General features: G+C 44.3%; 13 protein-coding genes and 1 tRNA gene. 6 read left to right on the plus strand and 8 right to left on the minus strand.

Going from position 1 to position 16,732, the window contains the following annotated elements:
• The first annotated feature begins 16 nt into the window (after positions 1-16).
• The 3 genes from QEP06_RS03855 to QEP06_RS03865 all read left to right on the plus strand — a co-directional run bounded on the left by QEP06_RS03855 (position 17) and on the right by QEP06_RS03865 (position 1,449).
• The gene (locus tag QEP06_RS03855; protein ID WP_285269133.1) at positions 17-910 is read left to right on the plus strand and encodes a class I SAM-dependent methyltransferase; all 894 of its coding nucleotides are present in this window, start codon (positions 17-19) and stop codon (positions 908-910) included.
• Positions 911-963: 53 nt separating this feature from the next.
• Positions 964-1,037 (plus strand) — tRNA-Ala (locus tag QEP06_RS03860).
• 79 nt (positions 1,038-1,116) lie between these two features.
• Positions 1,117-1,449 carry a zinc ribbon domain-containing protein YjdM gene (locus tag QEP06_RS03865; RefSeq protein WP_285269134.1) on the plus strand — a complete coding sequence of 111 codons (333 nt, stop codon included), beginning with the start codon at positions 1,117-1,119 and terminating at the stop codon, positions 1,447-1,449.
• A gap of 231 nt (positions 1,450-1,680) precedes the next feature.
• Here QEP06_RS03865 and QEP06_RS03870 read toward each other — a convergent pair whose 3' ends face one another.
• On the minus strand, positions 1,681-2,622 hold the full coding sequence (locus tag QEP06_RS03870) for a sulfate/molybdate ABC transporter ATP-binding protein (RefSeq protein ID WP_285269135.1): 942 nt from the start codon (positions 2,620-2,622) through the stop codon (positions 1,681-1,683).
• Between the two features lie 74 nt (positions 2,623-2,696).
• Here QEP06_RS03870 and QEP06_RS03875 point away from each other — a divergent pair, with 74 nt between their 5' ends.
• The gene (locus QEP06_RS03875) at positions 2,697-3,356 is read left to right on the plus strand and encodes a YceI family protein (RefSeq protein ID WP_285269136.1); all 660 of its coding nucleotides are present in this window, start codon (positions 2,697-2,699) and stop codon (positions 3,354-3,356) included.
• 56 nt (positions 3,357-3,412) lie between these two features.
• On the opposite strand, the gene QEP06_RS03880 is transcribed toward QEP06_RS03875, so the two are convergent.
• Entirely contained in the window at positions 3,413-4,999 is a 1,587-nt protein-coding gene (locus QEP06_RS03880) for a sodium:solute symporter (RefSeq protein ID WP_285269137.1), read from the minus strand.
• 52 nt (positions 5,000-5,051) lie between these two features.
• Here QEP06_RS03880 and QEP06_RS03885 point away from each other — a divergent pair, with 52 nt between their 5' ends.
• Complete coding sequence (locus QEP06_RS03885) at positions 5,052-5,450, plus strand: hypothetical protein (RefSeq protein ID WP_285269138.1); 399 nt, start codon at positions 5,052-5,054, stop codon at positions 5,448-5,450.
• A gap of 135 nt (positions 5,451-5,585) precedes the next feature.
• Here QEP06_RS03885 and QEP06_RS03890 read toward each other — a convergent pair whose 3' ends face one another.
• From QEP06_RS03890 to asnB, 6 genes are all read right to left on the minus strand, one after another.
• Positions 5,586-5,870, minus strand: coding sequence for a GNAT family N-acetyltransferase (locus QEP06_RS03890; protein WP_285269139.1), 285 nt, complete (start codon positions 5,868-5,870; stop codon positions 5,586-5,588).
• A gap of 70 nt (positions 5,871-5,940) precedes the next feature.
• A complete protein-coding gene (locus tag QEP06_RS03895) occupies positions 5,941-7,461 on the minus strand; it encodes a catalase (protein WP_285269140.1) in 1,521 nt (506 codons plus the stop codon).
• 105 nt (positions 7,462-7,566) lie between these two features.
• Positions 7,567-8,475 carry a pirin family protein gene (locus tag QEP06_RS03900; protein WP_285269141.1) on the minus strand — a complete coding sequence of 303 codons (909 nt, stop codon included), beginning with the start codon at positions 8,473-8,475 and terminating at the stop codon, positions 7,567-7,569.
• A gap of 89 nt (positions 8,476-8,564) precedes the next feature.
• Positions 8,565-9,611: an LLM class flavin-dependent oxidoreductase gene (locus tag QEP06_RS03905; protein WP_285269142.1), complete on the minus strand. Its 1,047-nt coding sequence runs from the start codon at positions 9,609-9,611 to the stop codon at positions 8,565-8,567.
• A 138-nt stretch (positions 9,612-9,749) separates the two neighbouring features.
• Positions 9,750-11,159: an MFS transporter gene (locus QEP06_RS03910; protein WP_285269143.1), complete on the minus strand. Its 1,410-nt coding sequence runs from the start codon at positions 11,157-11,159 to the stop codon at positions 9,750-9,752.
• 302 nt (positions 11,160-11,461) lie between these two features.
• Positions 11,462-13,132, minus strand: a complete 1,671-nt coding sequence (asnB, locus tag QEP06_RS03915) for an asparagine synthase B (RefSeq protein WP_285269144.1) — start codon at positions 13,130-13,132, stop codon at positions 11,462-11,464.
• A 226-nt stretch (positions 13,133-13,358) separates the two neighbouring features.
• On the opposite strand from asnB, the gene QEP06_RS03920 reads away from it, so the two are divergent.
• A complete protein-coding gene (locus QEP06_RS03920) occupies positions 13,359-16,712 on the plus strand; it encodes a T9SS type A sorting domain-containing protein (protein WP_285269145.1) in 3,354 nt (1,117 codons plus the stop codon).
• Positions 16,713-16,732 lie beyond the last annotated feature (20 nt).

Consider the following 16,732-nt stretch of genomic DNA (forward strand, 5'->3'; position numbering starts at 1 on the left):
TTGAAATCAGCAAGCCATGGAAAATTATCTCGATATCAACAGAAATTCATGGAACGCGAGGGTTGAACCGCATCTTAAATCTGATTTTTATTTCGTGGACGAGTTCTTATCGGGCCGTACGTCGCTGAACAGTATCGAGCTCGGACATTTGGGTGATGTAAAAGGAAAAAAGATCCTGCATCTGCAGTGTCATTTTGGGCAGGACTCTATCTCGCTGTCGCGGATGGGCGCGACAGTCACCGGCATTGACTTTTCTGAAAAAGCAATCGAAGCTGCAAAAGATCTGGCCGAAAAATGCGGTACAAATACCCGCTTTCTGGTAGCAGATCTGTACCAACTTCCTGAATTGCTTACTGGTAAATTCGACATTGTTTATACGAGTTATGGTACAATTGGTTGGCTGCCAGACCTCGGCAGATGGGCAAAAGTGATCTCGCATTTCCTCTCACCCGGCGGAAAATTTATTTTTGTTGAATTTCATCCGTTTGTCTGGATTTTTGATGACGATTTTACGCAAATCACATATAATTACTTCAACGAAAAACCCATTGTAGAAACCGCTGAAGGTACTTACGCAGAAAAAACAGCGCCGCTTGTTCTTGATTATGTCACCTGGAATCATCCGACATCTGATGTGCTCACGAGCCTGATCGACGCAAATCTGGAAATACAGCAATTTAACGAGTATGATTGGTCGCCCTACGCCTGTTTCCAACATAATGAAGAATTTGAAAAAGGAAAATATCGCATTCCACAGTTCGGAAATAAAGTTCCTCATGTCTTCTCACTCACAGCCGTAAAAAAAGACAGCTCACCGTATTACCGTTTCAGTAGCCGCCTGCAGGCAAACAGCACAACTCAGCGCACCTCAAAAATTATATATAAAGCACTTGCAACTTCAGGCAAATAATTTGTATCATTGCAATTCAAAATATCTCAGGATCTTATTCTGCGTTTTGAATTGGGGGATTAGCTCATCTGGCTAGAGCGTTAGACTGGCAGTCTAAAGGTGGTCGGTTCGATCCCGATATCCTCCACAAACCATCCGCTTGCGGGTGGTTTTTTATTTTTAAATTAGCCTAATGCTAAAAATATATTATTTAAATATTTAATATCATGAGTGATACCCAAATCTGTCCGAAATGCCAATCCGAATTTACCTATGAACAGGATGAGCTTATGGTTTGTTCGCAATGTTTTTACGAATGGAATCCGGCCGAAAACGATGCAGCCGAAACTATTCTGGACATGAACGGTAACGAACTGCAAAACGGTGATTCTGTGATCGTGATGAAAGACCTTCCGGTAAAAGGCGCACCAAAACCGGTAAAAGCGGGTACAAAAGTGAAAAACATCCGTTTACGTCCAGACAGCGACCATAATATCGACTGCAAGATAGACGGTTTCGGGGCGATGGCTCTTAAGTCTGAATTTGTGAAGAAAGCATAAAAAAACGCCGCGAACCCGGGAAGGCTAACAGCGCATACAAAAATAGGAAAAAGGAAAAATTTGGACAGGGTTCCGTTTCAAAAAACTCGATTGTCAAAGAGAATCTGACTAATCTTCGTCTCAGAGGCAGAAAGAGAATTAACCAAAGATTTCCTTATGCAGGAAAGTAAAGTTACGAAAAATTTTATACATTCCCAATTATTACCGTTTGAAATTTGTACGGCGAGTTCCTTAATTTTTTTTCCTGGAAACCTTAATTTGCCCTTCCAAGAGATCATCAGAATACATCAGGAGTTGGCCGTCTGCCACTTTCAGTTTGTTCCAGAAATAACTTCCGGCAAAGCGGCTTTCCAAAACTTCCGCTTTAGTACCATCCGCGTCAAAGCGGAGCTCATGAGGATAACAGAATTTTTTTTGCGCCTTTAGCAAGGTCATTTGGTGTTCTGTCAGAACATTCAGCTCACCAAAAAGCCGCGCAACATATTCGTTGTAGGGATTTTTAAATGTCTCCTCCGGAGAATCGTTTTGTATCAGTCTTCCATCCTTCAATACTACGATCCGGTCCAGCCATGGCATGATCTCTAGAATCTCATGTGTAGAAATAATGAGGGAAATATCCATCTTGCGGACATAACTGAAAAGCTTTTCACGCAGTTCCAGTTTACGTGGGTAATCGAGATTACTGAACGGCTCATCGAGCAAAAGCAGTTTTGGGATTACCGAAAGTGCGCGCGCAATGGCGACACGCTGCTGCTGGCCGCCACTCAGAAACTTAGGCAGTGTATTAGCAAATTCAGAAAGACCTACCACATCGAGCAGTTCTGAGACGCGTTCCCGCTTTTCCTGAAGATTGATGTTCGAAATAAATTTACCGACGTTTTCAGCCACGGTGGCGTACGGCATCAGATCGTAGTTTTGAGCGACGAGTTTCATCCCAGCTTCACCCGGAACTATGTTCTTTTTTGGCCCGAAAAGCGCCTTTCCATCGAAAATGATGTCACCTTCATGCCAATCTATCAAACCATAAATTATACTCAGAAGTGTAGATTTGCCGCAGCCACTTTCACCGGCGAGAGCCATGATGCGCCCGGGCTCCAAAGCGAGATTAAAATTCTGGAACAGCGGCCTGTCCGGAGAATATGAAAAAGAAAGGTGGCGGATTTCTAGCAGCATCTTGCAAACATATTATTTTTGAACCTAAATATAATTTAATTATTTTAGCGAAAACAATTAAATTCCAGCTTTTTATGAATAAAATATCAGGTTTTGTGGCAGCTACCGCTTTGCTCGCAGCACTTTCGGCCGTTTCGTGCGCGAAAGACAAACCGGCTACAAGTGAAACTTCAGCCGTTACAACTTCCAAAGACGGCGCTGTTTACCAGGTTGATACGGCCAACAGCCGTGTGGAATGGAAAGGTTTTAAGATCGTAAAATCTGAGAATGCAAGCCATTTTGGAACCATCAAATTCCAAAGCGGTGAAATCACAATGCACGAAGGAAAGCTTGAAAGCGGAAAATTTACGGCGGACATGACTTCAATGACGTCCACAGACCTAAAAGATGATTCGGAACAAAACGCCAAACTCATTGGTCACTTAAAAAGCCCTGATTTTTTCGACACTGAAAAGTTCCCGACAGCGACTTTCGAAATCACCTCGGTTAAGGCGAAGCCTGAAGGTGATTATAACACGGAAATCAGCGGAAATCTTAATATAAAAGGTATATCTAAACCTATCACGCTCAATGCAAATGTTTCTGAGAGCGAAGGCATCGCGACGATCGCAACGGAGCCAAAAGACATCGACCGAGAAGATTTTGGTGTGAAATTCCAGGTGCCAATAGCAAACGGACTCATCAAAAATGAAATGAACCTCCAGATCCTGATCAAAGCCAGCGCAGCGAAGTAATTACACTTTTAGATATAAATTTGAAAACCGATTCATTTTGAACCGGTTTTCTTTTTTTAAAGTGGCGACACCTCCTCATGTTTATGGTGTTTATTTCTGATCAGCCAGAGCCCGATAAAAGTAAGTAAACCATTGATAATAATCAGTTCAACACCTATGCGGTATGCGGTATTTTCAGTTACCAGATAATTGAGCAGATAAGTGAGGACCGGCGCCAATAGTGTAATGACAATGATCGCATATTTGCGTGTGATCTGAAATTTCGTGAGGATTCCGAAGGCAAATAACCCGAGCAGTGGACCATAGGTGTAGCCCGCAACTTCCATGATCAGGTAAACAATCGATTTGTCATTGATGGCTTTAAAGATCATAATCAGAATGAAGAATATTGTCGTAAAGATCAGGTGGATTTTCATACGAAGCCTTTTCTTTTGCTTTTCAGTCTTGGTTTGGTCCTCGTTCATATTCAGCAAATCCACGCAATATGAGCTTGTCACTGCGGTAAGCGCGCCATCCGCGGACGGAAACAGCGCCGAGATAAGACCGATGATGAAAATCACGGCAATGAAAAGCGGAAAATAACCCTGCAGCGAAAGCGCCGGGAAAAGGTCATCACCCATCACGTTGGTCACATTTCCGGCCGCATCTTTAAAGCCAAAAACATTCGTGATGCTTTCAGTTCCATTTACAACACTTACTATCTGCGAATAAACCGCGCCGTTCTCCATTGCGAAAAGGTAAAGTAACCCACCGAGGAAAAGGAATGCAAGATTCACGACCAACAGCGTTGCCGCGAACGTGAGCATATTTTTTTTGGAATTTTTCAGGTTATCGACCGAAATGTTCTTCTGCATCATTTCCTGGTCCAGACCGGTCATCGCGATGGTGATGAACATGCCGCCCAGCACAGTTTTGAGGAAAAAAGTCTTCGAGTTCACATCTAAATTGATCAGATGCGTGTAGTCTTTTGCAGCCAGAGTAGAATAAGCCTCGCCGGCTGACAGATTCAGATTTGAAAGGATAAAACCGATGCAAACCACCAAACTCAATATCATGAACGAAGTCTGCAAAGTATCTGTAATCACGATGGTTTTCACGCCACCTTCAAAAGTATAGAGCAAAACCATCAGCAGGATAATAGCGGAGGTAAGCCAAAACGGTACTCCCAAATCTGCCAAAAGAAAGATTTGAAGCACGTTTACAACCAGATAAAGTCGCGCTGTAGCACCAATTGATCTTGAAATAATAAAAAACAGCGAACCGATTTTATGTGCTTCCACATTAAACCTTCTGCCAAGATAGGTGTAAATCGAGGTCAGGTTCATCCGGTAATACAGTGGCAAAAGCACCGCGGCAACAATGAAATAACCCAGGAAAAACCCAATCACCATCATGTAATACTCGAAACCGCCAAAAGGATAGTCACCCGCCGTCATCTTGCCTACGGTACCCGGCACGGAGATAAAAGTGACGCCACTGAGGCTGGTGCCTATCATCCCGAAGGCGACGAGCCACCATTTACTTTTTTTGTTACCGATGAAAAAAGACTGGTTATCGGCGTTGCGGCTGGTGTAGTAAGAGATTACAAGCAGACCGATAAAATAGGCAAATACGAACAGGAGTAAGACCGTTGCTGGGTTCATTCTATAAAAAAATTTGGTGCAGCAAATATAGTTTTTTGCGCGTATTTGGAGCATGATACTCCAGGAGAAACGGGCGCGAATTCTTTTTTGTGCGCCTTGTGCGGCTTTCACTACTCGCTTCCAGCGCCTTGGCGGGTCGCGGGAGAGTTCAGACATGCCGTTCAATCCGGGGCGCAGCACATTTGCAGAAACAAAAAACCTCTTATCGCCGGAGAGGTTCAGCGATTCACAACCTCCAATCCGACAGTATATCTCAGCACCCGCAAATCTTCCCGAAACTTCCAAACACCCGTGCAAAACACTTTCGGGTGTTCCCGAAAACCCCAAACACACGTGTTACAAGCTTTCGGGTGTTCCCGAAAGTGCCAAACACCCGCGCTACAAGCTTTCGGGCGTTCCGGAAAGTTCCAAACACGCGTGCTACAAGCTTTCCGGTCTTCCGGAAAGGTAAAAGCACATCTGCAACAACTTTTGCGGAAACTTTCAGTCACCGGCCCTCCAGTCTGAAAGCTTTGGTTTTCGGGAAATCTTTAAAAACAAAAAACCTCTCCGTTTCCGGAAAGGTTCGTTTTACAGGTTATGACTCTTAAGCCAAAACATCCTGAATATCCGCATTCTTCTCAAAAGTAGCTTTCGCGTAGGTGCAGAGCGGAATCACTTTCTTTCCGTTTTCCCGCGCGAATTTGGCTCCGGCAAAAACAAGCTGTTTGGCCAAACCTTTTCCGCCGAATTCTTCGCTGACCTCGGTGTGATCAATAATCATGGTGTCCTGATCGGCGCCCGTGTACGTCATGCTGCCGGCTTTTTTACGGTCATAGTAAATATCAAACGAGCCTTTTGAACCGTTCTTTTCATGTTTTATTTCTGTCATATTAAAATTTTTTTAATTTAAATTTTCTAAAAAAAACGGCGGATTATCTTTTTGATCCGCCGTTTTTGTTCTATTTCTGAGCGTGTTGCGTAGGTTTCGGTGCCCACCGATCATAAGGTGTCATATCAAAATTTTCTACCTCATCCCAATCGAGTCCCAAAGTGTATGCCACACCTTTTCCGTAATCGGGATCGGCTTTGTAGCAGTTTCTGATATGCCGGATCTGGATGAATTTTTCGGCTCCGCCAATGTTCACGGCGGTGTTTTTAAAAAGTTCCTCTGCTTTACCATCGGCTTTTATAATTCGGAAAAGATCGCCAGGTTGAGTGTAATAATCCTGATCATCGTCGCGGAAATTGTGCTCATACGCCGTTCCATAGAGATCCAGTGGCGGTTCCTTATATTCCGGCTGTTCCTGCCATTCACCGTAGCTGTTGGGTTCATAATGTTTGGTAGCGCCATAGTTTCCGTCTACGCGCATCTGCCCGTCACGGTGAAACGCGTGGTAAGGACAGGTAGGTTTGTTCACCGGAATCTGGAAATGATTTACGCCGAGACGATATCTCTGCGCGTCGCCGTAAGAAAAAAGTCGGCCCTGCAGCATCTTGTCGGGCGAAAAGCCAATGCCGGGAACAATATTGGTCGGGTTAAAGGCGGCCTGCTCTACATCCTGGAAATAGTTTTCCGGATTGCGGTTGAGCTCAAATTCCCCTACTTCAATCAGCGGAAAATCTTTCTTAGACCAAACTTTAGTCAAATCAAACGGATGGAAGCGGTAGGTCTTTGCCTGTTCCTCCGTCATCACCTGGATATAAAATTTCCATTTCGGGAAGTTTCCTTTTTCAATATTGTCAAACAAATCGCGTTGCGAAGATTCGCGGTCGCGCCCTATCACTTCAATGGCTTCTTCTTCCGTGAAATTCTCGATGCCCTGCTGGGTACGGAAATGAAATTTCACCCAATGCCGAACATTTTCTTTGTTATAAAAACTGTAGGTATGGCTTCCGAAACCATGCATGTGGCGGTAGCCGCGTGGGATGCCGCGATCGCTCATCACAATGGTTACCTGGTGAAGTGACTCGGGAAGCAACGTCCAGAAATCCCAGTTGTTGTTTGCACTGCGCATGTTGGTTTTCGGATCGCGCTTTACCGCATGGTTCAGGTCGGGGAATTTTTTGGGATCACGGAAAAAGAAAACCGGCGTGTTATTGCCCACCAAGTCCCAGATTCCTTCGTCTGTATAAAACTTTAATGCAAAACCGCGGATATCCCGTTCGGCATCCGCTGCGCCACGTTCCCCGGCTACTGTAGAGAAACGTGCAAACATTTCGGTCTTTTTGCCAATTGTATTAAAGATGCTTGCCTTGCTATATTGGGTGATATCATGTGTAACGGTAAAGGTTCCGAACGCGCCTGATCCTTTCGCGTGCATCCGGCGTTCCGGAATAACTTCACGGTCAAAATTGGCCATTTTTTCTAAGAACCAGAAATCCTGCATCAGCAGCGGGCCGCGTGGACCTGCAGTTTGCGAATTTTGATTGTCTGCCACCGGTGCACCGGTCTGCCGCGTAAGTTTTTTGTTTTCGTCCATGGTAAAGGTGTTTTAGTATGTAACTAAATTACGCATTAAAACGTCACCATATCATTTATTTTGTCTAAAACAGTGATTGTGTTTACGTCCCTATTTAAAGGATGATTATCGTGACAATTTACTGTTAAGCAGATTTTTAGGCAGCGGCACATATTCATCTGTGTCACCGGGCACCAGCGGGAAAGCGCCATGATTTTGCTCATGCCAGTTTTTCTTCGCTTTCTCGATTATTTCCCTGTCTGAATTGACGAAGTTCCAGAAAATAAAGCGTTCTTCCTCAAAAGGTTCGCCGCCAAAAAGGAAAACCGTTGAATTTTCGGCCATTTCAAATTCGCATAACCGCGCGTTTTTCGCAATAAGAAGCTGGCGGCTGCTGTACGTGTTATTCTCGATCTGCACGCTGCCTTCCAGGATATACATGCCTACTTCACCGAAAAGTTCACATCCAATATTTACTCTTTCTGCTTCGGTATTTTTAATTTCAAGGAAAAAGAGTTTAGAATGCACCGGAACGGTCGATTTTCTGCCAAAAAGGTCGCCTGCGATAAGTTTGTATTGCAAACCATCCACTTCCCACTGCGGAATTCCGGAGGCTTCCGTATGTTGGAAAGTGGGCTCGCTTTGTTCCAGTTCTTTCGGTAAACCTACCCAAATTTGGAAACCGTGAAGATTCTTATCGGTTTTTCGCAAATATTCGGGTGTACGTTCTGAATGTACCACACCTTTCCCGGCCGTCATCCAGTTCACGGCACCGGGCTTTATTTCGATGTCATTTCCGAGCGAATCTTTGTGCTGAATGGAACCCTCAAGCAGATAAGTGAGTGTTGAAAGCCCAATATGCGGATGCGGCGCGACATCCAAATTCTGAAAATCATTCAGCGCGGCCGGACCCATATGATCGATAAACACGAATGGTCCTACCGCTCTCTTCTCGCGGAACGGCAACAGCCTTCCTACCAGGAAATTACCAATGTTTGCTGCACGTTCTTCGATGATTAAGCCAATATTTGACATAGCAGGTTTATTTAAAGTTAAGAAAAATGAAGATTCGGGATTATTAAATTTATGGTCTGAAAATCATTTAATTAATTTTAAAAAAACCATTAACCAACGCCTAGCCTTCTTTTAACCTCGGGTACCACCTGCGACGCGAAAATCTCGATAGACTTCATTGTAAGTTCATGGGGAAGCGTTCCCAGACTCGATTGTGCTACGAATCTCGTGAAACCAAACAGCTGATGCTGATACAGGATTTTCTCCACCACCTGCTCTACACTGCCTACCAGAAGCGAGCCTTCAGGCGCGCGCATGAAATCAAATTGTGGGCGCGACATTGGCTGCCAGCCGCGGCTGCGGCCCACGCGATCCATCATTTTTGCGTAATGCGGAAAAAATTCCGATGCTACTTTGTCAGCATCTTCACCTACGTACATATGGTTGTTTACGCCCACCTGTAAATCTTCGGCGGCGATTCCGTTTTCATGGGCTGACTTCCGGTAAAGATCAAAGAACGGTGTAAAATGCCGTGGTAAACCTCCGATTATGGCTAACATAAGCGGTAGTCTAAGTTTCGCCGCCCTAACCGCAGACGCCGGTGTACCTCCAGCCGCAAGCCAGATAGGAATCTCGCCGGAAACGGCGCGTGGATAAACACCCAAGTCGTGAATAGGCGCGCGTAAATTTCCGCTCCAGGTAATCTTTTCGGATCTATTTATTTTTAAAAGCAAATCCAGTTTTTCTTCAAAAAGTTCGTTATAATCATTAAGATCAAACCCAAAAAGAGGAAAAGATTCAATAAAGGAGCCACGACCCGCCATAATCTCTGCGCGACCTCCTGAAATAGCATCCACCGTCGCAAACTGCTGGTAAACACGCACAGGATCATCTGAGCTCAAAACTGTGACCGCGCTGGAAAGTTTAATGTTTTTTGTGACCGCAGCTGCGGCGCCCAATACGGTAGTGGGTGACGAAACCGCATAATCGGGACGGTGATGCTCACCGATGCCGAACATATCAATTCCCAACTGATCTGCAAGCTTTATTTCCTCAAGCAAATCCTGTATCCTTCTGTGTGCATTCGTACCTTTAACCGATTCTTTTTCGGGCTCCATATCAGCAAATGTCATCAAGCCGAATTCTATATTCCTCATTTTCCTTTATTTTTAAATTATTATGAAATGGTTCGCTTCTTAGCTTTTCGTTGTTAAATGCAGCTAATCTACATCTCAAAATTACGTTAAGAAATGATGGAACACATTGATTTAGGTTAATTATGCTTGATTACTGGACTAATGCAGATTTTCCGTCTTCATATTATCGCCATCGCGGTGATGCAACCTACGAAAGACAAATCCTGACAAAATTGTAAGAAGCCCAACCACCAGAAAAGTGTAGCGGAAAGCCGCGTGCGGATCCGTCTGCCCCATCGTGTTCGCTTCGAAAAGTTTTAAAACAATAAGTCCAAAAGCGATTCCGAAACCAATAGCAAGCTGCTGATTAACGGCTACAAGCGAATTTCCGCTGCTGGTATGTGACGAGCGCAGATCTGCGATGGTAATGGTGTTCATCGCTGTAAATTGTATGGAATTAAAAAAACCGAGGACCGCGATAACTGGTACAAACCAAATAATGTTGGTCTCAATACCCGGAATGGCAAAACAGCAAATCAGGAATCCGATGATGAAAGTATTACCCATCAAAGTGCGCCGGTAACCCACTGTGTTCAGGATTTTCAGCACAAATGACTTCCCGAACATTGCGGTGAGCGCCATTGGAGCGACAATCCAGCCTGAAACTACTGCCGATTTATCATACGCAATCTGTATCATCAGCGGAAGTAAAAGTGGTATTGAACTAATGCCAAGCCTTGTCGCAAGATTCCCCAAAATACCGACGCGGAAAGTTCTCACCTGAAAAAGATTCAACGGAAATATTGGGTTATCCGTCTTCTTCGCATGTTTGTAATAGTAGTAGATCATCACGAAGCCCAGCGTAAAGATCAGCAATACAGGTGTAATATTTGAAGCATTTCCCAGCCACTCGAGTGAAACCGAAAGCAACAGGGATGCTGAAGCAAAAATTACAAATCCTTTAAAATCAAATTTAATGGTTTGGGAGCGGTATTCGGGCATGTGTTTAATACTCAGGATAATTCCGGCCACCCCTATCGGGATATTGATTAAAAAAATCCAGTGCCACGACAGATAGTCAACCATATAGCCGCCTACAAGCGGTCCCAACACGGGACCGATCAACGCCGGTACAATGGCAAAGTTCATGGCCTGCACCAATTCGTTTTTATCGTAAGTCTTTATTAAAGCAAGCCGCCCCACCGGAGTCATCAAACTGCCGCCAATTCCCTGTACGACGCGTGAAATAACAAGTTGTGTCAGACTTTGGGAAGCTGCACAAAATGCTGATCCGAGGCTGAAGATGGCAATAGCGAAAATGAAGACTTTGCGCGTGCCGAACTTATCGGCCAAAAATCCGCTGACCGGCATGAACAAAGCGAGTGTGAGAACATAGCTGATAATCGCGTTCTGCATATCGAGTGGCGACTCATTCAGATCTTTCGCGATGGAGGGAAGCGAGGTATTCAGGATTGTGGAATCCAGCATCTGCATAAAAATGGCAGTGGCAAGGATGAACGGCAGGATTTTCTTTGTGGGCGTGTCAAAAGTCTGGGAAAGCTTAGGCATATTGCTTAGCTAACAAAAAGCACACCCAAGTGGGAGTTGGGGAGTTTGGGGGTTTGAGAGTAGTTGAGTTTGGAGTATTTGAGTTGTTGAGCGTTTGTGTGGATGAATTTGAGGTTTTTAAGAAAAATCACAGTGGTAATCAGTTCTTAATTACCCAAACTGCCACATATTAAAATCCTACACTTAAATCCACTTTCAGTCAAACCCTCCACTCTCCAATTGTCAAACTCTCAGACCCGCAAACCCTCAATCTCTCAAACTCAATAATCTATACTCAATACTCCCTACTCCCTACTCCATCCTTAATAACTATCCTCATGCACGCTCACCACTGCTCTGCCGCTCGGATCGTTCATTTTCTTAAAAGCTTCGTCCCATTCCAAGGCAATCGGTGTTGAACACGCGACGGAAGGAACAGACGGTACTGTTGCGGCAGCGGTCTCACTCGGAAAATGTTCTTCAAAAATGGTTCTGTAGCGGTATTCTTCTTTGTTCTGAGGCGTGTTCAGCGGGAAACGGTAATGTGCGTTCGACATCATTTCATCCGATACTTCTTTTTCAGCTAAATCCTTCAGCGAATCAATCCACAAATATCCCACGCCGTCTGAAAACTGTTCTTTCTGCCGCCACGCAATGGATTCGGGCAACAAATCTTCAAAGGCTTTCCGAAGAACCCATTTTTCCATTTTTCCTTCGGCTTTATTGATCATTTTATCTTTAGGATTTACCGTCATTGCGACATCCATGAATTCTTTATCTAAGAACGGAACACGGCCTTCAATTCCCCAGCTCATCAGGGCTTTATTGGCCCGCAGACAGTCGTACAGGTGAAGCTTACCTAGTTTTCTCACTGTTTCTTCGTGAAATTCTTTGGCATTCGGTGCTTTATGGAAGTACAGATAGCCGCCGAAAAGTTCGTCACTTCCTTCACCTGAGAGCACCATTTTTATCCCCATGGATTTGATGACTCTCGCCAGCAAATACATCGGCGTCGATGCGCGAACAGTCGTTACATCGTAAGTCTCCAAATGATAAATTACATCACGCACTGCATCCAGACCTTCCTGAACCGTAAAATGAACTTCGTGGTGAATAGAGCCAATGTGATCAGCAGCTTTTTGAGCGGCAACTAAATCGGGCGAACCTTCCAGTCCTACCGCAAAACTGTGAAGTCTTGGATACCATGCCTCCTGTGTGTCGCCACTTTCGATTCTGTTTCGCGCATATTTGGCTGTAACAGCCGCGATAATGGAAGAATCCAAACCACCCGAAAGCAAGACACCATACGGCACGTCACTCATCAACTGGCGGTGAACCGCGGCTTCCAAACTTTTTCTGATGGCGGAAATATCCGTCACGTTATCTTTTACATTCTCAAAATCTTCCCAGTCACGATGATACCATTTTTGCAGCTCAAAGCCGTCTAAACTGTAAAGGAAATGTCCGGGCAGGAAGGTTTCAATTGTCTTGCAGACGCCTTCCAATGCTTTAAGTTCGGACGCTACATAATAGTTTCCGTTCCTGTCCCAACCCTGATAAAGTGGACAAATGCCCATATGGTCGCGGCCCACGAGATAAATTCCGTTTTCGATATCATAAAGTGCAAATGCAAAAATCCCGTTCAGTTTCTCCAGAAAATCTTTGCCGTCTCTGCGATACAAAGCAAGTATGATTTCGCAATCTGACTGGGTTAAAAATTCATAGTCTGGAAACTCCGCACGCAGCTCCTGATGGTTGTAGATTTCGCCATTCACCGCCAATACCACTTTTCGGTCTTTCGTAAACAGTGGCTGTTTACCCGAGGTTGGATCTACAATCGCGAGTCTTTCGTGGGAGAAAATTACTTTTTCATCCTGAAAGATTCCGCTCCAGTCCGGTCCGCGATGACGGACTTTTTTAGACATTTCTAATATTTGAGGACGGAGTGCTTCCGTTTTCTGTTTTGCATCTAAAAGACATACTATTCCGCACATTTGTTTATAATTTTAATTAAATATTTGCTTATGGTTAAAAGTCGGTTACAAACTTATCTCAAAAGTTTAAAAAACAAAACAATTTTTTACATTATAAGAAAAACATCCTACAATTAATTTTTACAAAGAAAACTTTTCAATAAAATACCGTACTTTGCTGAAAACGGTTAAAATTTTTCCGCTTATTATATTAAGACTATATTTACATTAAACTAATACACCGATCATGAAAACAAATTTACTTCTTCGCAGATGCCTGCGGAATGCAGTTGCCTCTCTGCTGCTCGCCCAACCGGTGCTTAATGCACAAGTTACACTGCCCAACACCAGACTGGTACAGCTTAATACCGTCAAGGGAAGCGCACTATCAATTGTAGAATCCACTGCAAATTTCACCTACCATGTGGGTACTGCCAATTCAGGTGAGATTGGAGTCGACGGCCTTTCTGCCACTAACATAGGCGTTGATGATTTATTTATTTTAAAGTCAAATGCATCCACAGGAAGTAATATGTGGCTTAAAACTTTTAATGCGGGAAACGGCGGGATCATCACACCGCGGTACGTCAGCGTTGATTCGTCTGAAAACCTGTATGTTTACGGGCAGTTTAGCGGCACTATTACTGCGGGAAGCACTTCAGCCACGGCTACCGGTAGCTCATCCTCTTTTTTAATGAAGATCAGCAGCAACGGAAGCGCAGCCTGGGTTAATCTGTTAACCGGTGGTCACAATGTGGTGTACCCCAAGGTAAAATGTGTAACCGACGACACTGACACTTTTATTGTTTACAATCAGAATTATGTGGCCAGGATCAATGATACCAACGGAAACCTCGTGTACAACAACCAGTTTAACCAAACCGAGGTAAAATCTGTGGCTCTGCTGAACAACAGCCTGTACCTTGCGGGAGCAACTACTGACAATGGCGTGATGGCCGGCACGGAGACCATTCCCGCAAAAACGGGATTTATACTTAAGGGAGACAAAAGTGGCTCCTTTACTGCATCTTTGAAAGCAGCCGCCAACAGTGACACCAACTATTTCGGGGGATGGACAGACGTCAGTGACATTGCCATTTCTTCCGACGGAGCAGTGGTCTTTTCAGGTTTCAGCAAAGGTTCCACCAGCTTAATATCAGAAACATCGAACTATGGATACACGTACAATCCAAACCCTTCTCAGGAAAATAACAGAATTTTTAATTACGTGGCGAAGATCGATGCCAATCTGGGTGCAGTTGCTTTTTTCAAAACTTCCTCAGCATTAAGCTCAGATTATATTTACGGTATACAAAGCCGTATAACGCACGCATCAGTAAAACCGTACGGGACAACAGGCAATTTCCGGGTCATTTACACAGACAATCATTTCGACGGTAGAAATACCATTAACACTTTTACCAATGCCAATGGGACAACGACTACATTAACACAGTCCTCCACAGGCGGCAATGTGTATAAAGTGTTGCTGTCTTTCAACTCTTCGGGCGCCGCACCCTCCGCCCTGCAGCCTTTCACAAACGGACTGGTAAGCAGCGTGGGGAATAATTATTCCTTATCCATCGTTACAGCCAGACTTTTCAGCACGACTGTTCATGATGGATTATCCGGAGCAGCAATCTGGTCAAAAGAGAAAACAAACTCAATTTCCGGCTCGCTTGTGCACGTTTTTCAGCAAAATCTCAATTTATCAAAAGACCAACTGTTTGTTACGTCCGTCGTTGAAGGCAAAGCCAATTTCTTCGGAAAACAGGTAGATAACGGTTCCGGCGTCTCGGCACGACATTTCGCAAGGCTGCGTGCAGACGGACTGCCGATGTGGCATGCGCAGTTCCATCCTGACTCCGGGACGCGGGAATTAAACGTTTCAAGTGATTTTGCAGCTGTTGATAAAGACGACAACCTGCTGATGCTGGCGAACACAAGCGGCGCCACCTCTATTTTCACTGATGCCGCAGGAAATACGGCAAGCTTTAACCAAAATGCGCTGATAAGCACAAAAGTGATCATCAAAACCAATAAGGATGGTCATTTCATGTGGAGCAAACAGCTCATTCCGGCACAGGCGGCAATTATCAGCGCTGCCATTACAGCTGACGGCAATGGCGATGTACATGTGGTCGGGATTACCAATCAATCATTTACAGTGGATGGGAATACCGTGTCGGGCACTGTTTCTGGCAATATATTTATATTGAAATTTTCGGCATCAGGAAATTTGCTGTATTCCAAATCTTATCCGAATGTTGGTGCGTATTCCTTACTCCCTGTTTTGGACGCACAGCATACGCTTTATCTATTAACAGAACCAGTCAATCACACGGGAAATAATTATGTATTTGACGGTGTTACCATTCCTGCAAATCCAGATTATATGGATCATCTTATGTTAAAATTTAACAGCAGCGGCAACGTAACCGCGGGAAAAAATTTCTACGCAAACCAACCTGCCGGTTCTACAGGGTATTCATGGCCGAACGACATTGTATTTGACGGGGAAAATTTCATTTTAATGGGCAGCTATTACAGCATCAGCAATACGGACACCAATTTCAATGGTCTGGATATGGCTGCAGTTCCGAAAGTGTATTCGCCCGAAACACACATTCCGTTTCTAGCCAAAGTAAAAACGGACGGAAGTGTAATGTGGCAGATACCCCTGCATTCCAACAACTCCAACACCTCAGCTTATACAAACATCAGTTTGGATGAGAATAAAAACATCTATATGTATGGATACGTAAAGGATAAAATGTCGGTTAATGGCACAGAGTATCTTTTTGATGCAAATACCGGAAATAAAATACTGCTGAAACTGGATACAGACGGAAGTCTTAAATACAGCAAAGTGGTTGATAGCGGTATGAACAACTACCCCATGCTTTCGGTGTTCGGCAATGATAAAGTAAACGTTTCAAGTTTTACCTCTGCCAGTACTATCTTAAACTATCCGGTAAACTTCAACCGGGCATCCAATTTCTATATCGCTACTTTCGGCAACTTAGATACCAAGTACCTCACCCCGACCAAAGAGTATCTGGAGCTGACCAATCTCGAAATCAGCAATAATCCGGATAATGCCAATACTTTTTCGTTTGACATCATCAACAATGTCAACTGGACCGCAAACAGCGACACCAGCTGGCTCAATCTTTCCTACCTGAGTTTAACAGGGAAACATGACTTTAAGAATTCAATCTCGGGGAACGGTGATGCGAAACTGATCATGTCCGCGCAAACCAATACAACAGGCGTGAACCGCACGGCCAATGTTTTGGTCTCCGGCGACAGCGGTGTTTCACCTAAAACCATCGCAATCACACAGTCTGCGGTATTGGCCTCCGGTGAAAACAAGACGTTTGTTACCACGCTGTATCCGAATCCGACTTCCGATATCTTATATATCGATACAAAACAGAGAATTTCCAAAATCGAGATTTTCGATATGAGCGGAAGACTGTTGAAAACCGCTGACGGCAAAGACAAGAAAGTTTCCGTCGCGCAACTGAACAAGGGAACCTACCTCATCCTTATCCATACCGAAAACGGAGTTGTAAATTCCAAATTCATCAAGAAATAGGTATAAATCAATAAACACAA

This window comes from Kaistella rhinocerotis (assembly GCF_030243905.1).
Taxonomy (GTDB): domain Bacteria; phylum Bacteroidota; class Bacteroidia; order Flavobacteriales; family Weeksellaceae; genus Kaistella; species Kaistella rhinocerotis.

What these genes read in the sequence shown, in the direction of transcription:
- QEP06_RS03855 (WP_285269133.1), top strand. Translation starts at nt 17, where the DNA reads ATGGAAAATTATCTCGATATCAACAGAAATTCATGGAACGCGAGGGTT.
- QEP06_RS03865 (WP_285269134.1), top strand. Translation starts at nt 1,117, where the DNA reads ATGAGTGATACCCAAATCTGTCCGAAATGCCAATCCGAATTTACCTAT.
- QEP06_RS03870 (WP_285269135.1), bottom strand. Translation starts at nt 2,622, where the DNA reads ATGCTGCTAGAAATCCGCCACCTTTCTTTTTCATATTCTCCGGACAGG.
- QEP06_RS03875 (WP_285269136.1), top strand. Translation starts at nt 2,697, where the DNA reads ATGAATAAAATATCAGGTTTTGTGGCAGCTACCGCTTTGCTCGCAGCA.
- QEP06_RS03880 (WP_285269137.1), bottom strand. Translation starts at nt 4,999, where the DNA reads ATGAACCCAGCAACGGTCTTACTCCTGTTCGTATTTGCCTATTTTATC.
- QEP06_RS03885 (WP_285269138.1), top strand. Translation starts at nt 5,052, where the DNA reads ATGATACTCCAGGAGAAACGGGCGCGAATTCTTTTTTGTGCGCCTTGT.
- QEP06_RS03890 (WP_285269139.1), bottom strand. Translation starts at nt 5,870, where the DNA reads ATGACAGAAATAAAACATGAAAAGAACGGTTCAAAAGGCTCGTTTGAT.
- QEP06_RS03895 (WP_285269140.1), bottom strand. Translation starts at nt 7,461, where the DNA reads ATGGACGAAAACAAAAAACTTACGCGGCAGACCGGTGCACCGGTGGCA.
- QEP06_RS03900 (WP_285269141.1), bottom strand. Translation starts at nt 8,475, where the DNA reads ATGTCAAATATTGGCTTAATCATCGAAGAACGTGCAGCAAACATTGGT.
- QEP06_RS03905 (WP_285269142.1), bottom strand. Translation starts at nt 9,611, where the DNA reads ATGAGGAATATAGAATTCGGCTTGATGACATTTGCTGATATGGAGCCC.
- QEP06_RS03910 (WP_285269143.1), bottom strand. Translation starts at nt 11,159, where the DNA reads ATGCCTAAGCTTTCCCAGACTTTTGACACGCCCACAAAGAAAATCCTG.
- asnB (WP_285269144.1), bottom strand. Translation starts at nt 13,132, where the DNA reads ATGTGCGGAATAGTATGTCTTTTAGATGCAAAACAGAAAACGGAAGCA.
- QEP06_RS03920 (WP_285269145.1), top strand. Translation starts at nt 13,359, where the DNA reads ATGAAAACAAATTTACTTCTTCGCAGATGCCTGCGGAATGCAGTTGCC.